Consider the following 22,561-nt stretch of genomic DNA (forward strand, 5'->3'; position numbering starts at 1 on the left):
ACGGTGAGCGCATCTGGAACAAAAAAACCGGTTCACGGGCTGGACGGATGCAGGCCTGTCAGAAAAAGGAATCCAGGAAGCCCGGCAGGGGAAAGGCATGGCGATGCGTCAGGCGGCGCTGCTGTTTGAAAAAACAGGAGAGATGTTCCGGGGAAGGATGGGGGGCGGACACCATAACAAACAGGAAGAAAGATAGATCGGAGGCGGCCATCACGCCGGGTGATACCGGGGCAATCGAGACCCAGGAGTGCGTCGCAGCATCAGCCGAGTCGCAGGAGACGGTCGAAAGCACCAGCGCATATTTTCCCATCGTCGGCATCGGGGCCTCAGCCGGGGGGCTGGCGGCCTTCGAGGCTTTTTTTTCCGGCATGCCTGCAGACACCGATCCAGGCATGGCTTTCATACTGGTGCAACACCTTGCCCCGGACCACAAAAGCATCCTCACAAACCTCGTCCAGCGCTACACCCGCATGCAGGTCTTCGAGGTGGAGGACGGGATGACTGTACGCCCCAACTGCACCTACATCATCCCGCCGGGCCGGGACATGGCTTTTCTGGGCGGCGCTCTCCAACTGCTGGAGCCTTCCGCTCCCCGAGGCCGGCGGATGCCCATCGACTTTTTCTTTCGGTCTCTGGCCCAGGATCAGCGCGAGCGAGCCATCGGTATTGTGCTTTCGGGAACCGGCAGCGACGGCATGCTCGGCGTTCGGGCCATCAAGGGCGAGGGCGGAATGGTTATGGCCCAGAATCCTGCTTCAACCGCGTACGACGGCATGCCGCGCAGCGCCCTTGCCACAGGCCTGGTGGACTATGAGCTTCCGCCGGCCGAGATGCCCGCCCAGCTTATCGCCTATGCGGCCCACGCTTTCGGAATACCCCGCAGCCCTGCCATTGCCTTGCCGCCCAAAGTCGAAAACGCGCTGAAGAAGATATTTATCCTGCTCCGCGCCCATACGGGCCACGACTTCAGCCAGTACAAGCCAAGCACCGTCAATCGACGCATTGAGCGCCGCATGTCCATCCACCAGATCGAAACCATGGACGGGTACGTGAAGTTTTTGCAGCAGACACCGAACGAGGTGGAAGCCCTGTTTCGTGACATGCTGATCGGGGTCACGAGCTTCTTTCGCGATCCGGCCGCCTTCAAGGCCGTCCAGGAGCAGATCATCCCAAAGCTCTTTTCCGGGAAATCTTCAAACTGCGCGATCCGCGTCTGGTCGGCAGGCTGCTCCACCGGCGAGGAGGCCTATTCCCTTGCCATCCTGCTGGCAGAGCTTCAGGAAAAGCTGAAACAAAGCTTCAAGGTGCAGATATTTGCCACCGATATTGACAGCCATTCGATTGTCACGGCCCGCGCCGGCCTCTACCCGGCCAGCATCGACGCCGACATCTCACCGGAACGGCTGGCACGCTTTTTTTCGGTGGAGCACGACGGCAATTTCTACCGCATCCGTAAAAACATCCGCGACATGTTGGTCTTTTCCGAACAAAACGTGATCAGAGACCCGCCGTTTTCCAAGATAGACCTGATCAGTTGTCGCAATCTGATGATCTATATGGGCGCTGAGTTGCAAAAAAAAATCATTCCTCTATTTCACTATGCGCTGAACCCATGCGGATTTCTCTTCCTGGGCACCTCTGAGACCGTGGGGGAGTTCGGCCATCTGTTTACTACCCTGGACCGCATATCGAAGCTGTACCAGCGCAGGGAGGATTTCCACCCTACAGGACCGTATCGATTTCTGCCGCCCATGACGGAGGCGGCAACGCCGCTTCCGCCGGCAACGCCCAAGTCGGCCTATCCCGGGAAACCGTCGCTGCGCGAATTGACCGAAAAGGCGCTGTTGCGGCATGTCGCCCCGGTCGCCGCGCTCGTCAACGGCGACGGCGACATTCTATATCTCCACGGCCGCACCGGTTTGTACCTAGAACCGGCTCCTGGCGAGACCGGCGTCAACAATATACTGAAGATGGCGCGCGAAGGATTGCGCCGCGAGCTGGTCACGGCCATTCGCAAAGTCGTCGCCGGTGAGGAGGTCGTGCGCTGCCCGAACCTGCGCGTCAAAACCAACGGTGACGTCACGGCAACCAATCTGACGGTTCGTACCGTGCCTCTCGGGATGCCGGCGGTTCATGCGGGGGCCTCCGAGGCGCCACTGATGCTGGTCATACTGGAGCAGGGCTTACCCCTGGAGAGAGGCGAAGACGCTTTGACGGTGCTTTCCGCGACCGAGGCCGTCGCCGGTATCGAAGCAGGCGACGAAGCGCATGCCCTCATCGATTCATTGCGGCAGGAGCTGCAGGCCAAGGAGGAGTACCTCCAGACCGCCAGTGAGGAGCTGAAAACCACCAACGAAGAGCTCAAATCCTCCAATGAGGAAATGCAGTCGGTGAACGAAGAATTGCAGTCCACCAACGAGGAGCTGGAAACCTCCAAGGAGGAGCTGGTGTCGATGAACGAGGAGCTCTCCACGGTCAATGCCGAACTGCAGACCAAGGTTGCGGACCTCTCCCGGGCCAACAACGACATGAACAACCTTCTGAGCGGCACCGGTATCGCCACCGTCTTTGTGGATCAAAGCCTGCGCATCCTGCGCTTTACCCCCACCGCCACCCGGATCATCAACCTGATCCACAGCGACATCGGGCGGCCCGTCGGCCACATCGTCTCCAACTTGACTGGCTACGACGCGCTGCCGGCGGACACGCAAGAGGTGCTGGACACCCTCGTGCCCAAAGAGGTGGAAGTGCAGACCCGGGCCGGGGTGTGGCACACCATGCGCATCCTGCCCTACCGAACGCTCGATAACGTGATCGAAGGAGCGGTGATCACCTTCGTGGACATCAGTTCGGCAAAGCAGGCTCAGGAAGCACTGCACGAGGCGCACATCCGGGTGACCGAGGCCATTGTCGCCACGGTGCACGAACCGCTGTTGATGCTGGATGCCGACCTGCGGATCATCGCGGCCAGTCGCTCATTTCACAGCATCTTCCGGGCAGCGCCGGACAGCGCAACTGGTCGATTCCTATACGATTTTGGCAACCACCTGTGGGATATTCCGGTATTGCGGAACCTGCTGGAAACGATTCTGGCCCGGGGTTCGGTGTTCAACAATTATATACTGTCGCACGAGTTTGAAGCGATCGGCCTGCGCACCATCCGGATCAACGCCCGCATGGTCAGCGAGGCCGGCCGGCCCAGATTTATTCTGCTGGCGATGGCGGACATCACCGAACCCAAAAATGAAGGAAATGCACCATGACCGGCAAGGGCAAACTGCCCGACAGCGCGGCCGCGCTTCGCAAACGGGCCGAAGACAGCGCCCGGCAAGATGCCGCTCAAGCATCGGAAGACCTCCTGCCCCTGTCGCCCGAAGAAAACCGACGGATCCTGAACGAGCTGCGGGTTCACCAGATCGAACTGGAGATGCAGAACGAAGAGCTGCGCCACGCCCAGTCGGAACTGGACGCCTCCCGGGCGCGGTATTTTAGCCTGTACGACCTTGCACCGGTGGGCTATTGCACCCTCTCTGAAAAGGGACGGATACTGGAGGCCAACCTCACCGCCGCCACATTGCTGAATGTAGCCCGGGGCACGCTGGTCGGGCAGTCGATCACCCGATTCATACACAAAGAGGACCAGGACATCCACTACCTGCACGGCAAACAACTCTTTGAGGTTCATTCAGCAATTTTGCAGGGTCAGGTGCAGGCCGGCATAGAGCAAACCGTTGAACGGCAGGCGTATGAACTGCGGATGGTGAGAAACGACGGGACATCCTTCTGGGCGCATCTGGCGGCGACCGTGGCGCAGGATGAAGCCGGCTCACCCGTATGCCGCGTTGTGATGGACGACATCACCGATCGCAGAAGGATGGAGGAGGCGCTGCAAAACGCCCATGACACGCTCGAACATCAGGTCGAGGAGCGAACGGCCGAGCTTGCCGCGGCCATGCAGGCAGCGGAAAAAGGAAGACTGAACGCTGAAGCCGCCCTTGTAGAGATACAGAAGCTGAAAGATCAGCTGGAAGCGGAAAAAGCCTATTTGATCGAAGAAATTAAACTGGAAAACAACCATGAAAACATTATCGGTCAGAGTGACGGGATTAAATTCGTTATCTCTCAGGTCGAACAAATCGCCGGCCGCGAAACCACCGTATTGGTTCTGGGCGAGACGGGAACCGGCAAGGAGCTGGTTGTCCGGGCCATTCACGGCTTGAGTCTGCGCAAAAACCGGGTTCTGGCGAAAGTGAATTGCGCCGCGCTCCACGCAAACCTGATCGAAAGCGAATTGTTCGGCCATGAAAAAGGCGCTTTCACCGGTTCTCATACCAGACGCCTCGGGCGATTTGAGGTTGCCCGCGGCGCAACCCTTTTTCTGGACGAAATCGGCGAATTGCCGATGAATTTACAGGCAAAGCTGCTCAGAGTGCTCCAGGACGGCGAGTTTGAACGGCTGGGCGGCTCCAGCACCATCAAGGTGGATGTACGGATTATTGCAGCCACAAATCGTGATCTGGAAGAGGAAGTCCGAAAGGGCCGTTTCCGGGAAGATCTCTGGTACCGGTTAAATGTTTTTCCGATTACCATTCCGCCGCTTCGCGATCGCATGGAAGACATCCCGCTTCTTGTCGATTTCTACGTCCAAAAGATCTCCAAAAGAATGGGCAAGACCATTGAAATGATTCCGGCGAGCGCAATGCGTGCGTTGCAGCATTATCACTGGCCTGGAAATATCCGGGAGCTGGAAAATGTCCTGGAACGCGCCGTGATCAACTCGTCGGGAACAAAACTGCGTCTGGCGGATGAACTCAAGAACCCGCCCACGGGGCCAGGCATCCGCCAAAAAACCCTGGAAGCGGTTGAGCGCGACCATATTGTCCAGACACTTGAGCGTACCCGTTGGAAGCTCGCTGGAAAAAACAGCGCGGCCGAAATCCTCGGGATCGACCCCGGCGCTTTACGAGCACGTATGCGCGAACTCGACATCCGGAAAAAATAATTTCCCATCCCGTCAATCGAGTGTCTCCCGCATTCTCCGCACCACACATTGGCGTTGAGACGCCAATTTCATCATCATGCCGGGATATGCCAACGCCTCCCAACGATACCGGATCGTCGGAATAAAAAGACATATATGACCACTGGTTAAATATAACCTTTTTGCGCAGATGCCAGGGGCGACGCCGAAAATGCTTTTGTTCATTTATTTTCATATAATATCGATTCTATATGTTGCATGCCCCCGTGTATTGGAAACCTGGCATATAAATTGTATTGTTATAGCGGACTGAACAAGAAGCATCCACGCGGACGACGGGTATGTCGTATCGCTCGGTGGCCGTAAGGATCAGTTTGGCCATTCGAGTCTCCTTTTCGCTGATTCCCGCTGTTGAAGATGAAAACCCGTGCACGCAGCACAGGTTGCTCAATATTTTGAGATGGTTCGTTAGGTTTTCAAACTCCGGCGCCGCTTATCGCCGCGATCGTTGTACCAGAGGTGCCCTTTCTGATCCCCAACTATTGGGATCTCAGATTTTGGCAATCATTCAAATTCTGAAGGAGTCCGGGCAATCGGATGCCGTTCCTTCAGCGGAAAGATCATCCAGGATCCAGACAATGAGCGATAAAAAAATCATTTCAAACCGGTTGAACAAGTTGCGTCGGCAGGCGGAGGAAAAAGCCGACAGGATGACTGAAGACCTGGAAGCACTGTCGCCTTCAGAAACACGACAGATGCTGCACGAGCTGCGGGTTCATCAGATCGAACTGGAGATGCAGAACGAGGAACTGCGCCTGGCGCAGGCGGAACTGGATGCAGCGCGGGCGCGCTATTTCGACCTTTACGACCTGGCGCCGGTTGGCTATTGCACGCTCAACGAGCAAATGCATATCCTGGAAGCCAACCTCACCGCCGCCACCCTTTTGGGCGTGGACAGAGGCGCACTGGTCAACCAGCCGATCACCCGATTCATCTACAAGGACGACCAGGACATCTGCTACCTGCAGCGTAAAAATCTCTTTGAGATCGATCCGGCAAATTCATGGCAAGCCAATGAATCGCGGACATGCGAACTGCGTATGCTGAAAAAGGACGGATCACCATTATGGGTGCGGCTGGAAGCAGCTCCCGCGATAGACACCGACGGCGCGCCCGTGTGTCGCGTCCTGATCAGCGACATTACCGACAGCAAGCGGGTTGAAGTGGAAACGGCGGAACTCGAAGCCCGGAAACGGCAGATCCAGAAGACCGAAAGCCTTGGCCTCATGGCTGGGGCCGTTGCCCACCATTTCAACAATCAGCTTCAGGTGGTGACTGGAAACATTGAGCTGACCATCATGAACCTGCCGCCGGGATCAGATGCGGTTACCGGCCTTACCGAGGCGATGAACGCCGCCCATAGAGCGACTGAAATGAGCCGTCTGATGTTGACCTATCTGGGGCAGAGGCCCGGCAGGCATGAACCCATAGACCTTTCCGAAACCTGCCGCCGAAGCCTGGCGCTGCTTCAGGCCGCAGCGCCGAAAGGTACACTCCTTAAAGCCGATCTTCCCTCTTTAGGTCCGGTCATTCGTGCGAACCCAGGCCAGATTCATCATATTCTGACCAATCTGGTCACCAATGCCTGGGAATCCGCCGATGGGAACGGACAAGGTATTTACCTCACCATCAAAACCGTTTCTCAGGCGAATATGCTCGCATCAAAGCGTTTTCCCCTCGACTGGCAGCCTCGATCCCTTCCCTACGCCTGCCTGGAGGTTTCGGATGAGGGCTGCGGTATCGCTAAAAAGGATTGCGAGAAGATCTTCGATCCGTTTTTCTCCACCAAGTTCATTGGTCGCGGTCTGGGTTTATCCGTGGTTCTTGGAATTGTAAAGGCACACCACGGGGCTGTCACGGTGGAGAGTGAACCGAAGCGGGGGAGCATCTTCCGGGTCTTTTTCCCGGTATCGGTTGAAGAAGTCCCCCTGAATCCGGAACAAAGAGCCTGATGATCAGATGGAAAGCGGCGGACCGGTGCTGCCGGCCGCATACAACAAAGGAGGATAAGGAATGGCTGAAAGAGAGCATCCCGGCAACGGAAAGGAAGCGTTTATCGAACGCAGTTCCGAAGAGATACGTCAGGACATCGCAAAAGAAAAGGATGAGATTTCCCAGAAAGTCGATCAAATCGGCGAGCGGATCAAGGAGAGCCTGGATTGGCGGGAATATGTGAAGGGCTCTCCATACTGGGCGATGGGGGCTGCCGCCGGCCTTGGGTATCTTGCCTCAAGGGTATTGAAGAGACGCACCACGCCCATGGAGCGGATCATGGGTGCCATTGCCGGGGAGGTTCAAAACTCACTCGGCGGCCTGGTTGCCGGAGCCGCAGGCCCCGGCCTGATCAAGGTAACCTTGCTGGGTATTGCCACCAAGGCTGCCGCCGGCTGGATCAGGAATGCAGCCTCGACGGAAGCGGCAGGCGGCGGCGGTCCTCAACCGCAGACAGGACGGGGTTCAATCGTCAGCCAAGGAATGGATACACAGCCCGTTGTTAACATCAACCCGTAATGTTTACACTTCCTCAGGAGGTTGCCATGAATACCGAAAAGAACAAAGACGAGACCCCCAAACAGCAAACGGCAGAAGGACCCGGCAGCGTCAATGTCGCAGCTCAAAACATCCTGGAAAGAAGCGGCGAGGTTTACGTGCAAGCGGAGCAGGCGGTAGGTGATGCGTATGATAAAACGACCGAGAAGGTAAGCGAAACCTATGAGAAGGCCAAAAGTTTTGGTAAGGAAAATCCGGGCAAGTCAATTCTCATCGCATTCGGGATAGGCATAGGGGTGGGGTTTCTCCTGGGTGCAAGCACTCGTCGCTCGGGTGTCACCGGCCGGCTTGCCCGACCCGTGGTCAACGCACTCTCCGACATCGCTCTGGACTTTTGGCGTTAACACGGTCTCTTACCGGAAAAAGCATTCAAGAAACTGGAAAAAAACGCCAGGTCTGAAAGAGATGGAGGATCCCAAACAGGCTTTTTGGCTCTTGCAGGTAGATACGGGGGAGGCAGCATTCGCATGGAAAATGCACTGAACCCTGTCCGCAGCTATCAGTATATCATGTGGAAACGTTGGCAAGATCATGACGAATTTCATGAACAACAATTCAGCCGGATCTTTGAACTATGTACCAGTTGCCTGGGGATGGTGGTAGAAGGCCCTTGGGAGCCTGTTTACAGAGCACACTGAGCGGAGCATAGATGCGCTGAGGGCATATCTGGCGAGGCATCGCTCGCTGCGCGCAGAACTTCGGGTTACGTTTGTCGCAGTTTAAAAAGGAGTCTGAAATGGCTGCTTTCCGATCGATTCGTCTGTGGTATTGGTGTATATCTCTGCTTGTTTTGCTTGCACCGGGATGCGACCCATCGGGCCGCGAAAAGGTTATTGAACACCCGATCCCTCGTCTTTACGGGGCGGGAGATTCGCAATTTTCTCGCACGATGGGGACATTGCTTGGCACGGGCATTCTGGATGGCAATCGAGTTGAGGCGTTTTTGAACGGTGACGAGATCTTCCCCGCGATGCTGCAAGCAATCCGCAGCGCCAAAACAACCATCACGTTCGAAACCTTCATCTATTGGTCCGGGTCGATCGGCAGCGAATTTACGAACGCCCTTGCCGAACGTGCTCGTGTCGGCGTCAAGGTTCATGTCCTGCTCGATTGGGTCGGCAGTGACAAGATGGACGCATCTCAACTCGTATTGATGGAGCAGGCCGGTGTGCAGGTGTGGAAATATCGTGAACCGCACTGGTATCAGTTAGGCCGATTAAACAATCGCACACACCGTAAGCTGTTGGTTGTCGACGGACAGACCGGTTTTACGGGCGGTGTTGGTATCGCAGATCAATGGACTGGCCATGCCCAAGATCCTGAGCATTGGCGCGATTCGCACTATCGTGTCCAAGGTCCCGTGGTGGCGCAGATGCAAGCGGTCTTTATGGACAACTGGATCAAAGTCAGCGGTGATGTACTCCTTGGGTTTGATTTTTGTAAGAACACAAAATCGCGCGAAGGCTTGACGCACGGGCATCCGCGCGAATGAACGAGATTCAGCGTGTGTCTACGAAATCGGGCTGTTTTCAGGTCAGTTTTTCCAGCTCGATGACCTGCTTTGGAGGGGTGATCTTTAACAATTTAAGAATGTTGATGGTTTTGGCGGGCAGCTCGTTGCGCATGAGCACACGGAAATTTAAATTGAAAAATTCTGTGATCTGGAGCTCATCCAGCGCGCCTTGGATCTGGTGCCAGGGCCTGTCGCATGCCAGCTCGGCGACACGCTCGATCAGGAGCGCCAGGACACAGATTTTGACGTGGGCCTCGATGCGCCGGGATGCCCAGTGGTACATGGGCATCATCCTGATCTGGGTCCGCTTCAGGGAGCGGAAACAGCGTTCGATGACCATCAGGCCTTTATAGCCGCAGGCGGCGTCCTCCAGGCTGATGGTGTCGTCGTTGGTCTCGAGGACCCACTTGCCGTCATAGGTTTCCGCTTCCCGTATTTTGCCCCGGTCGATGCGGACCTTGTTGGTCTTGGTGACCTTCAGGTAGCGCTTGAAGCGGCGGGAGGCCAGCAGCTCGATGGCCCATTGGGCGGTTGCCGATGCATCCTTGTGGGACTCGAGCTCCTTCTCCAGGACGGCGACGGTCATCTCCCGGTGCTTGCGCTGCCGTTCGGCCTCCCTGGGGTTGTAGCAGAGGATATAGCGCCTGCGGCGCTCGCCGTCGCCGACGACAACCTCCTTTGCATGGAGGTTGTCCTTGAAAACGGTGTAGCGGCCGCGCTTGCTCAGGACTTTTTTGCGGATCTCGGCCACGTTGGACATGCGGCAGGCCAGGAGGTACTTGCCGCAGGCCCTGGCCAGTTCCCTGCGGTTGTCCTCGGAGTTCATGCCCGAGTCGGCGACAAACATGGCACGGCCCAGGTTCCAGCCCCTCAGGTCCGCCCGAACCTTCTCGACGGTCGCCACGTCGGAGGTGTTGCCCGGCAGCACCCAGCTGCGCACGGGGATGCCCTCGCGGGTCACCGCCAGGGCGACCACCACCTGGGGGCTCCACGTGCCCTCCTTGGAGTGGCCGAACTTGCGCAGGGTGGCATTGGCGTACCGGTCGGGGTCGTCCTCCTGGTCCACATGAAAAGACGCGGTGGTCGTATCATAGAAGATCAGGTCGACCTCCAGATTGAAGAGATCGGCGATATGAAAGAAGATGGCCTCCTCGATCTTGTCAGCATGTTCGTACAGCAGGTCCATCGCCTCGTACATGTGTTTGAGTTGGAGACCGTCGCAGGAAGGGAGATAGACCCTGGAGAGCCAGCGGTCCCATACGCCAAGCTTGGACTCGGGATCGCACAGCCGGTTGGCGGTCATGGCCATCAGGGCTCTTTCATAGGGAACCCGCAGGCCTTTGGCGTTGACGACGCCTTCCAGTGTCTTTTTCAGTCCGAGCCGCTCCCAGAGGGCCTCGATGACCATCGGGCAACCAAAGGCTCGGGTTTTCCGGATCTTCAGGTCTTCGAAGAAGCCCGCTTCGCCCGGCGGTGTGGCGCTCAGAACTTCATCATCAAGAGGATCGACGACGGTTATCCCGCATACCCGGGCGATGGATCTGCACAGCCGGATCAGCTCCTGCCGGTCGAGCTGGTCGGCACGGCCGAAGTTGTGGATGATTCTGGCAACCGGCTTGCGGGTATCCGGGTGGCGCTCGTTATGCGCCAGCTGGAAATATTCGACCACGGAGCCGTCTTTGTTCTTTCGCTTCGTAGACCGCAGATACATGTTTACGTTTATGGCATTTTATTCCCTTTGAGTCAATAGAAAATTGATAATTCGTGTGCCTACGCGTTTTTGAGATTGAGAGAAGGCCGGGTAGGCACAATAGCTTGTAATTATTAGGGGCGGGTGGTGGCGGCGGGCCAATTTGGGGTGGTTTTCTGCCTACAAAAATCAAACCCAAGTACTCCACGGACCCGAGTATTTCCCTCCTTTGCAGCCGGTCGGCGCCGTCAAAGCGCACGTGTTCAGCAGCTCTCCGTCGGGGGGAAGCGAAAGCATGCGGCTGATGTACCTGCTCGCAATCACTGCCGCCAGCCGCTCTATTTACCTCTCCACTCCGTACTTCATTCCCGATGCACCGGCGATCAAAGCGCTAACCGATGCCGCAAAGCGCGGCGTAACCGTCCAGATCATTACAGTCGGCAACCACACAGACAGTGAGACGGTAAGGCGTGCATCCCGCGCGCGCTGGGGTGCCTTACTCGAGGCCGGCGTTGAAATACATGAATATCAGCCGACCATGTACCACTGCAAGGTGATGATCGTAGACGGGCTCTGGACAACGTTGGGCTCGACGAATTTCGATCCCCGTTCATTTAGCCTGAATGACGAGGCTAATGTTAACTTTTACGATGTCGATTTTGCCAGACGTCATATCGGGATTTTTCAGGAAGATTTGGCGCATTCGCGACAGGTTACATTCCAGGAGTGGAAGGACCGGCCGCTTGCCGAAAAATCCTGGGAGCATGCTGCAACGCTTTTCGGTTCGCAGTTATGACCCACGAAGCGTCAGGTTTGGTTTAGCCGGCATATCAGCATTAACCGGCCATGAGCGAAAGCAGGACGCTCTGCCAGAGGACCGAGAGCTGGAAAAGCGCTTGCTGGGTTTGATGCACAAGGTATGCAAAGGCGCGTCGGTCGGCTATCGGGTCGGACGGAAGCTACGCCGTCTCGTGCGCCTGAGGGCGTCAGCAAGCAGGGCGAAGTTGGCAGAGCCGCCGAGCACCGGCGAAGTCTGCTGACGATCACTTTGTGGAAGGAATGTCGCACAGAAGGTGACTCGAAAACAAAGGAGACTGCAGTGGCAATGTTCATGAAAACGCTTTACACGCCCGGAGTGGCGCACTTGTCGTACATTTTTGGAGACGGCGGCCAGGCATCGGTCATCGATCCCCGCCGTGATGTCAACGAGTATCTGGAAATCGCCCACCGCAGCGGGGCGAAGATCACCCACATCTTCGAGACGCATCGCAACGAGGACTACGTCATCGGCTCGCTCGAGTTGGCCCGGCGCACCGGAGCTGAAATCTACCATGGCAGTCAGCTCGACTTCCAATACGGCAACCCGGTGAACGAGGGTGATGAGTTCCAACTGGGCAACGTCAAGCTCTCGATCCTCCACACACCCGGCCATACGATGGAGAGCATCTCGATCGTCTACAGCGACTTAACGTTCAGCGATGACCCGCTGGGTATATTCACCGGCGACGCCCTGTTCATCGGTGATGTGGGCCGGACCGATTTCTACCCCGATCGTGCTGAAGAAGTCTCGGGCATGCTTTACGACAGCATTTTTCAGAAGATCTTGCCGTTGGGCGAACATGTGCTCCTGTGGCCTGCTCACGGGGCGGGCTCGGTGTGTGGTTCCGGCATCGCGGAACGCAACTTTTCGACACTTGGCTACGAGCGAAAGCACAACCCTGTGTTGCAGAAGACGGATCGTGAAGAGTTCATCCGCTTCAAGGTCAATGAAGAACACTTCCAGCCTCCTTACTTCCGGCAGATGGAAAAATATAACCTGGAGGGTGCTCCGCGGCTGGACCAATTGCCGATTCCTAAACCTTTATCTTCGGATGAATTCGCCCGGGCTGCGGATGGCGGGATGCTTGTGGTCGATATTCGCAGTACCGAGGCCTATGCGGGCGCTCACGTGCCGAAGAGCTTTTCCCTTCCGCTGGACATGCTGCCCGCCTTTGCCGGCATGTTTCTCGCTTACGACCAGCCGCTCGGCTTGATTGTCGAAGACTACAGCCAGATCGAGGATGCGGTGCGCGGCTTGACTAGGATTGGCTACGACCAGGTCGACGGTTTCCTGGCCGGAGGGCTTCATGCCTGGGAGACGAGCGGACGGGGCTACGACAGGATCGAGGCCATTCACATCACGGATCTGGAACAGCGGATAGACGATGGCGATGGCTTCACGCTGCTGGATGCGCGCAGCAAGGAGGAATTCGAGTCCGGCCATCTTCGCACGGCGGTTCAAGTCTACTTGGGCGATTTGCCCTCGAAGCTCGAACAGATCCCGAGACGCCGACCGATCACCACGTTTTGCGAGACCGGCGAGCGGGCTACGATCGCGGCGGCGTTCCTGAGACGCCAGGGCATGGAACGCGTCGAGGTTTGCCTCGGATCGATGTCCGCGTGCTCCCACGTGGCGTGTCAGGTGATTATTGGAGACTGACGTGACATGTTAACCGAACCATGAAGGAGTTGAAGAATGTCAAGTCGCAACGTGCTTCACGTGATCGGGCTGATCGTCGCGACGCCGATGCTTGCCCTCGCCCAAACCGAGGCAGTTGACCCGGGCGCGACGGGCCCTGCCTGGTCGCCGTACCTGGTGGGGGTGTTGATCGGCGTGCTCAGCATGTTCACGTTTTACTTCAGTGCCAAGCCGCTCGGCGCGTCGACCGCTTTTGCCAACGTTGCCGGACTGATCGGCCGGCTGATCGCCCCGCGGCATACCGATTCCTTGCACTTCTACGCAGACAAGAAAGCTTCCAAGATTGACTGGCAAGTGGCGCTGGTGATCGGTGTGATCGCAGGTGCGTTCCTGGCGGCATGGAGCGGTGGCGAAATCACCGGCCGATGGCTGCCGCCGATGTGGGCGGAGCGGTTCGGCGAAAGTGTCTGGTTGAGGATGGCTGTTGGCTTTCTCGGCGGCGCCCTGATGGCCTTTGGTGCGCGGATGGCAGGCGGTTGCACCAGCGGACACGGCATCAGCGGCGCGATGCAACTCTCCGTCGGCTCGTGGATAGCGCCGCTGGGCTCCTTCGTCGGCGGAGTTGCCACCGCGATGCTTCTGTTCTACGCCTGAAAAAAAGTGGTGAAATCATGGCACAAGATGAAACCAAGAACCCGACCAGGAACGAAGATCCCCAGCCGGACGGTCCGCCGGAAAACCGGGCAGCCCAGCTTGGACTTGGGTTCCTTTTCGGCATGATCTTCGGTTTTTTGTTGCAAAAAGGCGGCGTCGCGAAGTACGAGGTCCTGATCGGCATGCTCTTGTTTGAGGATTTCACGGTCGTGAAGGTGATGATGTCGGCCGTGGTCGTGGGCATGATCGGTATCTACGCGCTGCACACTGCCGGGCTGGTCAAGCTCCACATCAAGCCCACCCGCTACGGAGCCAATACGCTGGGCGGGATTCTCTTCGGCATCGGTTTTGGTCTGGCAGCCTACTGTCCGGGTACCGGCGCTGCAGCCTTGGGACAAGGCAACTTCGATGCCATCGCCGTGCTTCTCGGCCTGATGGCCGGGTCCTACGTTTTCGCCGAGGCGTCGGGCTGGCTTGCTCGCACGGTGAATCGCTGGGGCGATCGGGGCATGTTGACTCTTGACCGTGTGTTGAACCTGAAACCGCGAGTGTCGGTTCCCGTCGTCGCGACTGTGTTGGTTCTTGTACTGGCGGCAATTCACGTCTTCGTGGATCCGACGCCCTGAGAAGATATGGTAAGAACATCTTCAAGCAGCGGGTCGATATGCAAAAGGCACTGAATACCCTGAAAGACATAGAAACCTGACCACGAAAAAGCTGTCAGCTTTATCTCAAGTAGCTGACAGGTGACCGCTTCACATCAGAGGAGAATGCAATGAATCCCAACAAGCAAAAGGAACTGCCGCACTCTTCGGTGCACTCCCGTATGCAGCGGCTCCGATCGCTCAGCAGGCTTCTGGACAGCGCCTTCCCGCTGCCGGGCGGCTTTCGCATCGGCCTCGACGGCATCATTGGGCTTATACCGGGTTTCGGCGACATTGCGGGCAGCATTGCCTCAAGCTATATCATCGTTGAGTCGGCCCGGCTCGGGGCCTCCACTGCGACTCTCCTCCGCATGGTCATGAACGTGCTGGTGGAGTCGCTGATCGGTTTAGTTCCTTTTCTCGGCGATCTGTTCGATATCGTCTGGAAGGCCAACGAGAAGAACATGGCCCTCATGGAAAAGCAGCTCGCGGCCGCGCCGCCTGGGAGCAGCCCGGAAACGCGGCTCAAGGCTGCGGTATTCATTATCCTCGGCCTGATGCTTGCCGGCGTGGCTGCCATCGCTTATCTCGGATTCACACTTCTCTTCCGGTTGGTCGCCGCCCTGCAGGGGGCGGGCGGCGCTTGACCGGGAAAGGCCTGGATCGGGTCGGACTGGTCCAAAGTGTGTCTGCATACAACCGGAGATTTTTTCCGGAAGCAACTGATGACCAAACCGGCGCATTACTATAAAGCCGATCAGGACGGACCCGAATGGACCCAGAGCGGCATAGCCGGGAGGATTTTGATGGTCCCCCCGGCTATGCCGCCCCTATACCGTGCTAAAAACGTTTTTCTTTCGGTAAAGTGTCCGGGAAGATCTTAACTTATTCAAATTATTTTTATGTGCGGGTCAACTCGTGCGCTGTGTGGTCCTTCTTCACTCAAAGCATAAAATGCACCCATAAATGGTTGAATCGCCGAAGCCAGAGGAAAAGCTGCAATTGGGAAAAGTTCAAGCGTATGCTTGAACAGGCCGGAATTCCAAAACCGAAACCGACGGAAAAGAGACGAATGCATCAGGTTGCGCTGGGATAAACCGACGCGGTCAAATTCGATTCACCCTTTGGGTTCGCTGTAGGCCCTCATCCACTTTCTGACGGCGTTATCGCTCACTCCATATTTTTCAGATTACCATTCCGTCGCTTCGCGATCGCATGGAAGACATTACGCTTCTTGTCGATTTCTACGTTCATAAGATCTCCAAAAGGTTGTCACCTATCGTTTTTCCCAAAATTCAGGACGCCCTGCCTCCCGCATTCTCAGGGCCACACAATGACGATGAAACTTCGGTTTCATCATCATGTCGGGATATGCCAACGCCTCCCAACGATACCGGATCGTCGGAATAAAAAGGCATATATGACCACTGATTAAATATGACCTTTTTGCGCAGATGCCAGGGGCGACGCCGAAAATGCTTTTGTTCATTTATTTTCATATAATATCGATTCTATATGTTGCATGCCCCCGTGTATTGGAAACCTGGCATATAAATTGTATTGTTATAGCGTACTGAACAAGAAGCATCCACCCGGACGACGGGTATGTCGTATCGCTCGGTGGCCGTAAGGATCAGTTTGGCCATTCGAGTCTCCTTTTCGCTGATTCCCGCTGTTGAAGATGAAAAGCCGTGCATGCAGCACAGGTTGCTCAATATTTTGAGACGGTTCGTTAGGTTTTCAAACTCCGGCGCCGCTTATCGCCGCGATCGTTGTACCAGAGGTGTCCTTTCTGATCCCCAACTATTGGGATCTCAGATTTTGGCAATCATTCAAATTCTGAAGGAGTCCGGGCAATCGGATGCCGTTCCTTCAACGGAAAGATCATCCAGGATCCAGACAAAAAGAGTCTGAAATGATCAGATGGAAATCGGCGGACCGGTGCTGCCGGCCGCATACAACCCAAAAAGGAGAAGAAAAAATGGACACACCCAAATTGTATGTTCTACCGAAGCTTGCATACGACTACAACGCGCTTTCACCGGTCATATCGGAAGACCTGTTGAGACTGCATCACGACAAGCACCATGCAGCTTACGTGAATGGGGCGAACACCATTCTCCAAAAAATGGACAAGGCCCGGACTGACAATGCCGATTTCGATACAAAGGCGACGTTCAAGGAACTCTCGTTCCACATCGGGGGGCACCTGCTCCATTCGCTCTTCTGGGAAAACCTCGCCCCGCAGGACAAAGGCGGGGGCGGGAGGCCGCCAGGAGCCATCGCGAAAGCAATCGACGAGGAATTCGGATCTCTCGACCGGTTCAAAAAACTGTTTTCACAGGCTGCGGCAAGCGCCGAGGGCTCGGGCTGGGCTGCGCTCACGTTCTGCAGAAAGACGAACAGGCCCATCATCATGCAGGTCGAAAAGCACAACACGAACGTCTACCCCATGTTCAGGATTTTGATGGTTTTGGATGTGTGGGAACACGCCTATTACCTTGACTACAAGAACGACAGAGGCAAGTTCGTAGAAGCGTTCTGGAACATCGTGAACTGGCCTGCGGTAAACGAAAGGCTTGAGGATCTTCTGAAGGGTTAAACAGCCTTCGAGCTACCATCTGTCACGGTCTTCGGACATGGATCCGCGCAGGGGGGGATAAAGGCAAAGCGCGCTGCCATGAAACGGCAGAGGCTCCGGATTGCCGGCGCTGACCCGAAATCGGGCATTGGTTTCAGGCAACAGAAAAGACTGGACGGCTTTGTCATCGCCGGCGATCATCGCTCTTTAACTTTTACGAGGTGACCTATGGAAAAAAACAATACGGAAGTTGATGACACTGAAGAAACGGCGGCATCGTTCCAAGGCTCAGGCAAGTCAACCGGCTTCGGAAATGTCAAAACCGTTATTGCCGATAAGCTGCATAAGGCTGCCGAGGCTATCGGCGAAAAAGCGGCGGATCCGGACGCACAATCCGGCATGGCTCCTTACGGAAATCAGATATCCGGTTGGCTGGACCAATCCGCCGAGTATGTTCGGCAATTCGACTATGAGCAGGCAGATGCCAGGGTCCGGGAATACGTCAGGCAGAAACCGGGTCGCAGCCTCTTGATCGCAGGAGGTATCGGCCTGATGATCGGAGCCATGTTACGCCGCAGATAAGGAGGGATTTTTCTCAATGAGCAGCAACGTGGCAAACAAGGACACGACAACACAGCGCGACTCCCTCAGTGAACTGTTGGGACAGCTTGCCAACAACTCGGCTGCTGTGGTTCACGACGAGATCGAGCTCGTGATCCAGGGAATTCGCGAAAAGGCGGCGGCTGTCCGCAGCGGATTTTTCACCGCCGTGACAGGAGCGGCTATCGGTTTTGCCGGATTCTTGTCTCTTTGCACCGCATTGATTATCGGGCTTTCCGCTTATATGGCCCCCGTCATGGCGGCGCTTGTCACTGGAGCGGCGCTTGCTTTAATCGGAGCCGTCATTGCCTTCATGGGTTACAGGCAATTGAAGAAGTCGATCCGTAACCCATAGAAGCCAATGCAAACACCGAAAAGGAGGATAAGGAATGGCTGAAAGAGAGCATCCCGGCAACGGAAAGGAAGCGTTTATCGAACGCAGTTCCGAAGAGATACGTCAGGACATCGCAAAAGAAAAGGATGAGATTTCCCAGAAAGTCGATCAAATCGGCGAGCGGATCAAGGAGAGCCTGGATTGGCGGGAATATGTGAAGGGCTCTCCATACTGGGCGATGGGGGCTGCCGCCGGCCTTGGGTATCTTGCCTCAAGGGTATTGAAGAGACGCACCACGCCCATGGAGCGGATCATGGGTGCCATTGCCGGGGAGGTTCAAAACTCACTCGGCGGCCTGGTTGCCGGAGCCGCAGGCCCCGGCCTGATCAAGGTAACCCTGCTGGGTATTGCCACCAAGGCTGCCGCCGGCTGGATCAGGAATGCAGCCTCGACGGAAGCGGCAGGCGGCGGCGGTCCTCAACCGCAGACAGGACGGGGTTCAATCGTCAGCCAAGGAATGGATACACAGCCCGTTGTTAACATCAACCCGTAATGTTTACACTTCCTCAGGAGGTTGCCATGAATACCGAAAAGAACAAAGACGAGACCCCCAAACAGCAAACGGCAGAAGGACCCGGCAGCGTCAATGTCGCAGCTCAAAACATCCTGGAAAGAAGCGGCGAGGTTTACGTGCAAGCGGAGCAGGCGGTAGGTGATGCGTATGATAAAACGACCGAGAAGGTAAGCGAAACCTATGAGAAGGCCAAAAGTTTTGGTAAGGAAAATCCGGGCAAGTCAATTCTCATCGCATTCGGGATAGGCATAGGGGTGGGGTTTCTCCTGGGTGCAAGCACTCGTCGCTCGGGTGTCACCGGCCGGCTTGCCCGACCCGTGGTCAACGCACTCTCCGACATCGCTCTGGACTTTTGGCGTTAACACGGTCTCTTACCGGAAAAAGCATTCAAGAAACTGGAAAAAAACGCCAGGTTTGAAAGAGATGGGGGCAACAATACACAACAATTTGATATCACAGCGTAAGGATGCAATCTATGCGCACGATTACGACGAAAGACGGTACGCAGATCTACTACAAGGACTGGGGCGCGGGACAGTCCGTGGTGTTCAGCCACGGGTGGCCTCTCTGTGCGGACAGCTGGGAGGCTCAGATGATGTTTCTGGCCTCCAACGGCTATCGATGCATTGCCCATGACCGTCGCGGACACGGCCGGTCGAGCCAGCCCTGGAACGGCAACGAAATGGACGCCTACGCCGACGACCAGATCGTCCCGATCGGCGCCTCGGCCCTGGCCTCAGCGAAGCTCGTCAGGAACGCGACCCTGAAGATCTACGCAGGTGCGCCCCACGGTCTTGCGTACACGCACAAAGACCCGCTTAACGCCGATCTGCTTGCATTTCTTAAACCGTGATGCCGTTTTGCCGGTGCGGAGAATAAACCCTATGCCAAATGAGCCGACAAGCGCCGTCCGGGCGGCACCCGGGCCAACCCGATTCTCACTGGCGGCGAACTACGATCCGGAACTGGTTCCTGCGCTTGCTGCGTACCCGGTCGATGAAGTTTACGGCAAGTTCCCTTATGACGGTGTCAGCAGTGGCCGTCCCCGATACATGGCGACACCGCTCACGGAAGCAGATCTGAGGCGTTACATTCGCCTGCTGGACCATCATGGCATTGCCTTCAATTACCTTTTAAACGGCGCCTGTTTCGGCAACCGCGAATGGACACGCCCCTGGCAGAAACGGGTGACCGCCCTGCTGACCAGACTGGGCGGCCTGGGCGTGCGCCGAGTCACCGTATCCACCCCGTTTCTTCTGGAACTGGTCAAACGCCGTTTCCCCGAGTTCAAGGTAAGGGTCGGGATTTACGCCCAGGTGGACACGCCCCGGCGCGCCCGCTTCTGGGAGGATCTCGGGGCGGATGCCATCGTTCTGGAGAGCTTCTCGATCAACCGGAACTTCTCCCGCCTTGCGGCTATCCGCCAGGCCGTCCGATGCGATCTGGAACTGATCGCAAATCACGTCTGCCTGATGAATTGTCCGATGCAAACCTATCATCAGAACGGTTTTGCACATGCATCTGACGAGACAGACACACTCTTCATCGATTACTGCTTTATGCGCTGTTCCCGGCAGCGGCTGACGGATCCGTCGCAATTCATCAAGTCGGCCTGGATTCGGCCGGAGGACCTTGCCGTGTATGAAGCGATGGGATACACGTCCTTCAAGCTTCTGGAACGGGGGATTCCGTCTGTGGAACTGCTGCGGCGCGTCAAAGCATACAGCGAGCGTCGGTTCAATGGCAATCTGGCCGAACTGCTGCTGTCGTATGGGTTTAAAAATCCGGTTCACAAGGAATCGCACTGGACCCTGCGCCATTTCTGCAAGCCTCGGCAGGTGAATCCGCTGAGATTGAAACCGCTGCTTGACCTGGCGCGCCTGCAAGGCTGGCTCTCGCCGCTGCCGGAATGTCCGATCCGGGTGGATGCGCAGCAGATTCCGAAGAATTTCCTGGACGGTTTTCGCGGCCGTGACTGCACCGCCATGGATTGTAAGGCTTGCGGCTATTGCGAGCGGATTGCCGGCCAGGCCGTTTCGATCTCGCCCGAGTACCGCACCGAGATGTTGAGAAGGTATGCGATCATGGACGATGCCATGGCAAAGGGAGGGCTCTGGGGTGTTTGACTCACGCGCCACGGCGATGGAGCTTCTGGACCGGCCGGACTGCGATCCGTCGCTGGCCGCCGCCAGCTACCGGTTCATGGAGTTGGTCAATTACAGCTTCGGCGGCATCCGGTTGGTTCGGCGTTTTCTGGCCGCTGAAACTGCTGAGCGCCATGCCTGCGCCCCCCTGCGCATCCTCGATATCGGCTCGGGAAGCTGCGACATCCCGCTGGCGGTGATCCGCTGGGCGCGCTCCTGCGGCATCCCCATACACTTCACCTGCCTGGAATTGGCCGGCCACGCAATTGACATTGCACGCGGACAGCTCGTCCGGGCGGGAAATCCGCCGGTGAAACTGCTTCAGGAGGATGCCTTTACCCATCAACCCGTCGAACCGTATGATTATGCCCTGACCTCCATGTGCTTCCATCATTTCAGTAATGCTCAGATCCTGATGCTGCTGCACAGGCTCCGCGGTTTCGTGCGAAGCAGCATGCTCATCAACGATCTCCGCCGCTCGCGCCTGGCGTCTCTGGCGGCAAGACTGCTGCTGGCCGCCACCGACGCGCCGGAAGGGGTCCGGCATGACGCTCTGCTCTCGATCCGGCGCGGCTTCAAAATCGATGAACTGAGAACCTTGTTGCGGCAACTCGACGACGTCTCGGTTTCCGTGGAGCCGGCCCACTGGTTTCGGATTGCCGCCATCGTCCGATTCAAACAAGGAGAAAAGTCGTGAAAACCATCATCCTCAGAGGGCTGGGCACCGCCACCCCGCCATTTTATGCAACGCAAGAGGATGCGTACGAATACTTCTTCACGCATTTCTCCCTGAAACCGGCCGAACGGGATCTGTATCGCCGCATTCTCCTGGACGGCAAAATCAAAGGCCGTTATCTGGGAATGGATGCGAAGGCGGATGTCCTTGAGACCGATCCCGACCGTTTGTTGGCGCGCTTTCTCAAGTTTGGTCGCAGCACAGCCGTTGCCGCCGCTCGCCGCGCATTGGCGGAGGCCGGCGTGGGACCCGCCGAGATATCCGGATTGGTTTTCAACACCTGCACCGGCTACCTCTGCCCCGGACTCTGCTCATATATCGCTGAAGATCTGGGGCTCAAGACAACGATTCGTTTCCTGGACTTGATGGGGATGGGTTGCGGTGCGGCGATTCCGAATCTCGAAGCCGCTGCCGGCATGCTGATTCGAAGCGGGGAAGGTCCGGTTCTCAGCCTTGCCGTGGAAATCTGTTCAGCCACCATTTTCCCCGGCCATGAGCCGGAACTGGTGGTGAGCAATTCCATTTTCGGTGACGGCGCCGCCGCCGTCGTTCTCGATCTGTCGCGGGAGAACTCTCAGGACGGACTGGCGAAAATGGTGGACTTTGCGGCGGGTCTTTTCCCCCGGTACCGCGAAGATCTGCATTACCGGACGGCAGGCGGCCGCCTGCGGAACCATCTGAGCAGGCGGGTGCCGGTTATCGGCGCGCGCACTGTGACGGAGGTCGCCTCCGGGCTTCTGGACCGGCACGGACTCACCCGGAATGACATTGCCTGGTGGGCGGTTCATCCAGGAGGCACGGCGGTGCTGGCCCAAGTCGCCAAAACACTGGGACTTGCCGACGATGTCCTGCGCTTTTCATACCGCATTTTCAAGAACTACGGCAACATGTCGTCACCCTCCGTTCTGTTTGTCTTGCGGGAGATTCTGGACAGCGGTCGGCCGCAGCCCGGCCAAAAAGGGATGCTGCTGGCATTCGGTGCCGGCTTCTCCGCTTTTGCGGCGCTCATTGAATTTGCGTCCGGTTGACAGCATGAAACCGG

Annotated in this window: 23 protein-coding genes; 21 read left to right on the forward strand and 2 right to left on the reverse strand. The window is 56.9% G+C overall.

Annotated features, from left to right (window positions below; all coding sequences use genetic code 11):
* Positions 1–58: 58 nt before the first annotated feature.
* The gene (locus dmul_RS20780; RefSeq protein WP_234979208.1) at positions 59–370 is read right to left on the reverse strand and encodes a hypothetical protein; all 312 of its coding nucleotides are present in this window, start codon (positions 368–370) and stop codon (positions 59–61) included.
* Between dmul_RS20780 and dmul_RS00875 the strand changes: the two genes are divergently transcribed.
* The 7 genes from dmul_RS00875 to dmul_RS00900 all read left to right on the forward strand — a co-directional run bounded on the left by dmul_RS00875 (position 369) and on the right by dmul_RS00900 (position 9,083).
* Positions 369–3,263 (forward strand): CheR family methyltransferase, encoded by a 2,895-nt coding sequence (locus tag dmul_RS00875; RefSeq protein WP_234979207.1) that lies wholly within the window; start codon positions 369–371, stop codon positions 3,261–3,263. The genes dmul_RS20780 and dmul_RS00875 overlap by 2 nt on opposite strands.
* The gene (locus dmul_RS00880; protein ID WP_020876726.1) at positions 3,260–5,002 is read left to right on the forward strand and encodes a sigma 54-interacting transcriptional regulator; all 1,743 of its coding nucleotides are present in this window, start codon (positions 3,260–3,262) and stop codon (positions 5,000–5,002) included. Before dmul_RS00875 ends, dmul_RS00880 begins: the two co-directional genes overlap by 4 nt.
* 617 nt (positions 5,003–5,619) lie before the next feature.
* Positions 5,620–6,993 (forward strand): two-component system sensor histidine kinase NtrB, encoded by a 1,374-nt coding sequence (locus dmul_RS00885; protein ID WP_020876724.1) that lies wholly within the window; start codon positions 5,620–5,622, stop codon positions 6,991–6,993.
* A gap of 61 nt (positions 6,994–7,054) precedes the next feature.
* Entirely contained in the window at positions 7,055–7,552 is a 498-nt protein-coding gene (locus tag dmul_RS00890; protein ID WP_020875452.1) for a hypothetical protein, read from the forward strand.
* Positions 7,553–7,578: 26 nt separating this feature from the next.
* Positions 7,579–7,935, forward strand: coding sequence for a hypothetical protein (locus dmul_RS00895; protein WP_020875453.1), 357 nt, complete (start codon positions 7,579–7,581; stop codon positions 7,933–7,935).
* An 84-nt stretch (positions 7,936–8,019) separates the two neighbouring features.
* A complete protein-coding gene (locus dmul_RS19555) occupies positions 8,020–8,229 on the forward strand; it encodes a sulfur oxygenase reductase family protein (RefSeq protein WP_200809359.1) in 210 nt (69 codons plus the stop codon).
* A gap of 98 nt (positions 8,230–8,327) precedes the next feature.
* Positions 8,328–9,083: a phospholipase D-like domain-containing protein gene (locus tag dmul_RS00900; RefSeq protein WP_200809358.1), complete on the forward strand. Its 756-nt coding sequence runs from the start codon at positions 8,328–8,330 to the stop codon at positions 9,081–9,083.
* Positions 9,084–9,120: 37 nt separating this feature from the next.
* Here dmul_RS00900 and dmul_RS00905 read toward each other — a convergent pair whose 3' ends face one another.
* Positions 9,121–10,773, reverse strand: a complete 1,653-nt coding sequence (locus tag dmul_RS00905; RefSeq protein WP_236885997.1) for an IS1634 family transposase — start codon at positions 10,771–10,773, stop codon at positions 9,121–9,123.
* Positions 10,774–11,089: 316 nt separating this feature from the next.
* On the opposite strand from dmul_RS00905, the gene dmul_RS00910 reads away from it, so the two are divergent.
* The 14 genes from dmul_RS00910 (at position 11,090) to dmul_RS00980 (ending at position 22,547) form a co-directional block, all read left to right on the forward strand.
* Complete coding sequence (locus tag dmul_RS00910) at positions 11,090–11,590, forward strand: phospholipase D-like domain-containing protein (protein ID WP_200809355.1); 501 nt, start codon at positions 11,090–11,092, stop codon at positions 11,588–11,590.
* A 309-nt stretch (positions 11,591–11,899) separates the two neighbouring features.
* Positions 11,900–13,273, forward strand: a complete 1,374-nt coding sequence (locus dmul_RS00915) for an MBL fold metallo-hydrolase (RefSeq protein WP_020878767.1) — start codon at positions 11,900–11,902, stop codon at positions 13,271–13,273.
* 36 nt (positions 13,274–13,309) lie between these two features.
* Positions 13,310–13,906 (forward strand): YeeE/YedE thiosulfate transporter family protein, encoded by a 597-nt coding sequence (locus dmul_RS00920; protein ID WP_020878768.1) that lies wholly within the window; start codon positions 13,310–13,312, stop codon positions 13,904–13,906.
* Positions 13,907–13,923: 17 nt separating this feature from the next.
* Positions 13,924–14,532 carry a YeeE/YedE thiosulfate transporter family protein gene (locus dmul_RS00925; protein WP_020878769.1) on the forward strand — a complete coding sequence of 203 codons (609 nt, stop codon included), beginning with the start codon at positions 13,924–13,926 and terminating at the stop codon, positions 14,530–14,532.
* A 149-nt stretch (positions 14,533–14,681) separates the two neighbouring features.
* Complete coding sequence (locus dmul_RS00930; protein WP_020878770.1) at positions 14,682–15,197, forward strand: DUF4112 domain-containing protein; 516 nt, start codon at positions 14,682–14,684, stop codon at positions 15,195–15,197.
* A gap of 1,334 nt (positions 15,198–16,531) precedes the next feature.
* The gene (locus tag dmul_RS00940; protein WP_020878771.1) at positions 16,532–17,152 is read left to right on the forward strand and encodes a superoxide dismutase; all 621 of its coding nucleotides are present in this window, start codon (positions 16,532–16,534) and stop codon (positions 17,150–17,152) included.
* Between the two features lie 207 nt (positions 17,153–17,359).
* Positions 17,360–17,713 (forward strand): DUF883 C-terminal domain-containing protein, encoded by a 354-nt coding sequence (locus dmul_RS00945; RefSeq protein ID WP_020878772.1) that lies wholly within the window; start codon positions 17,360–17,362, stop codon positions 17,711–17,713.
* A gap of 16 nt (positions 17,714–17,729) precedes the next feature.
* Positions 17,730–18,086: a phage holin family protein gene (locus dmul_RS00950; protein WP_020878773.1), complete on the forward strand. Its 357-nt coding sequence runs from the start codon at positions 17,730–17,732 to the stop codon at positions 18,084–18,086.
* Positions 18,087–18,120: 34 nt separating this feature from the next.
* Positions 18,121–18,618, forward strand: coding sequence for a hypothetical protein (locus tag dmul_RS00955; RefSeq protein ID WP_020875452.1), 498 nt, complete (start codon positions 18,121–18,123; stop codon positions 18,616–18,618).
* Positions 18,619–18,644: 26 nt separating this feature from the next.
* Positions 18,645–19,001 carry a hypothetical protein gene (locus dmul_RS00960; protein ID WP_020875453.1) on the forward strand — a complete coding sequence of 119 codons (357 nt, stop codon included), beginning with the start codon at positions 18,645–18,647 and terminating at the stop codon, positions 18,999–19,001.
* A 104-nt stretch (positions 19,002–19,105) separates the two neighbouring features.
* Positions 19,106–19,492, forward strand: a complete 387-nt coding sequence (locus dmul_RS00965; RefSeq protein ID WP_211276020.1) for an alpha/beta fold hydrolase — start codon at positions 19,106–19,108, stop codon at positions 19,490–19,492.
* A 31-nt stretch (positions 19,493–19,523) separates the two neighbouring features.
* Positions 19,524–20,765, forward strand: a complete 1,242-nt coding sequence (locus dmul_RS00970; RefSeq protein ID WP_020878458.1) for a U32 family peptidase — start codon at positions 19,524–19,526, stop codon at positions 20,763–20,765.
* Entirely contained in the window at positions 20,758–21,480 is a 723-nt protein-coding gene (locus dmul_RS00975; protein ID WP_020878457.1) for a methyltransferase domain-containing protein, read from the forward strand. The genes dmul_RS00970 and dmul_RS00975 overlap by 8 nt, the downstream gene beginning before the upstream one ends.
* Positions 21,477–22,547, forward strand: coding sequence for a type III polyketide synthase (locus dmul_RS00980; protein ID WP_020878456.1), 1,071 nt, complete (start codon positions 21,477–21,479; stop codon positions 22,545–22,547). The genes dmul_RS00975 and dmul_RS00980 overlap by 4 nt, the downstream gene beginning before the upstream one ends.
* Positions 22,548–22,561: the final 14 nt, after the last annotated feature.

Source organism: Desulfococcus multivorans (assembly GCF_001854245.1).
Classification (GTDB): domain Bacteria; phylum Desulfobacterota; class Desulfobacteria; order Desulfobacterales; family Desulfococcaceae; genus Desulfococcus; species Desulfococcus multivorans.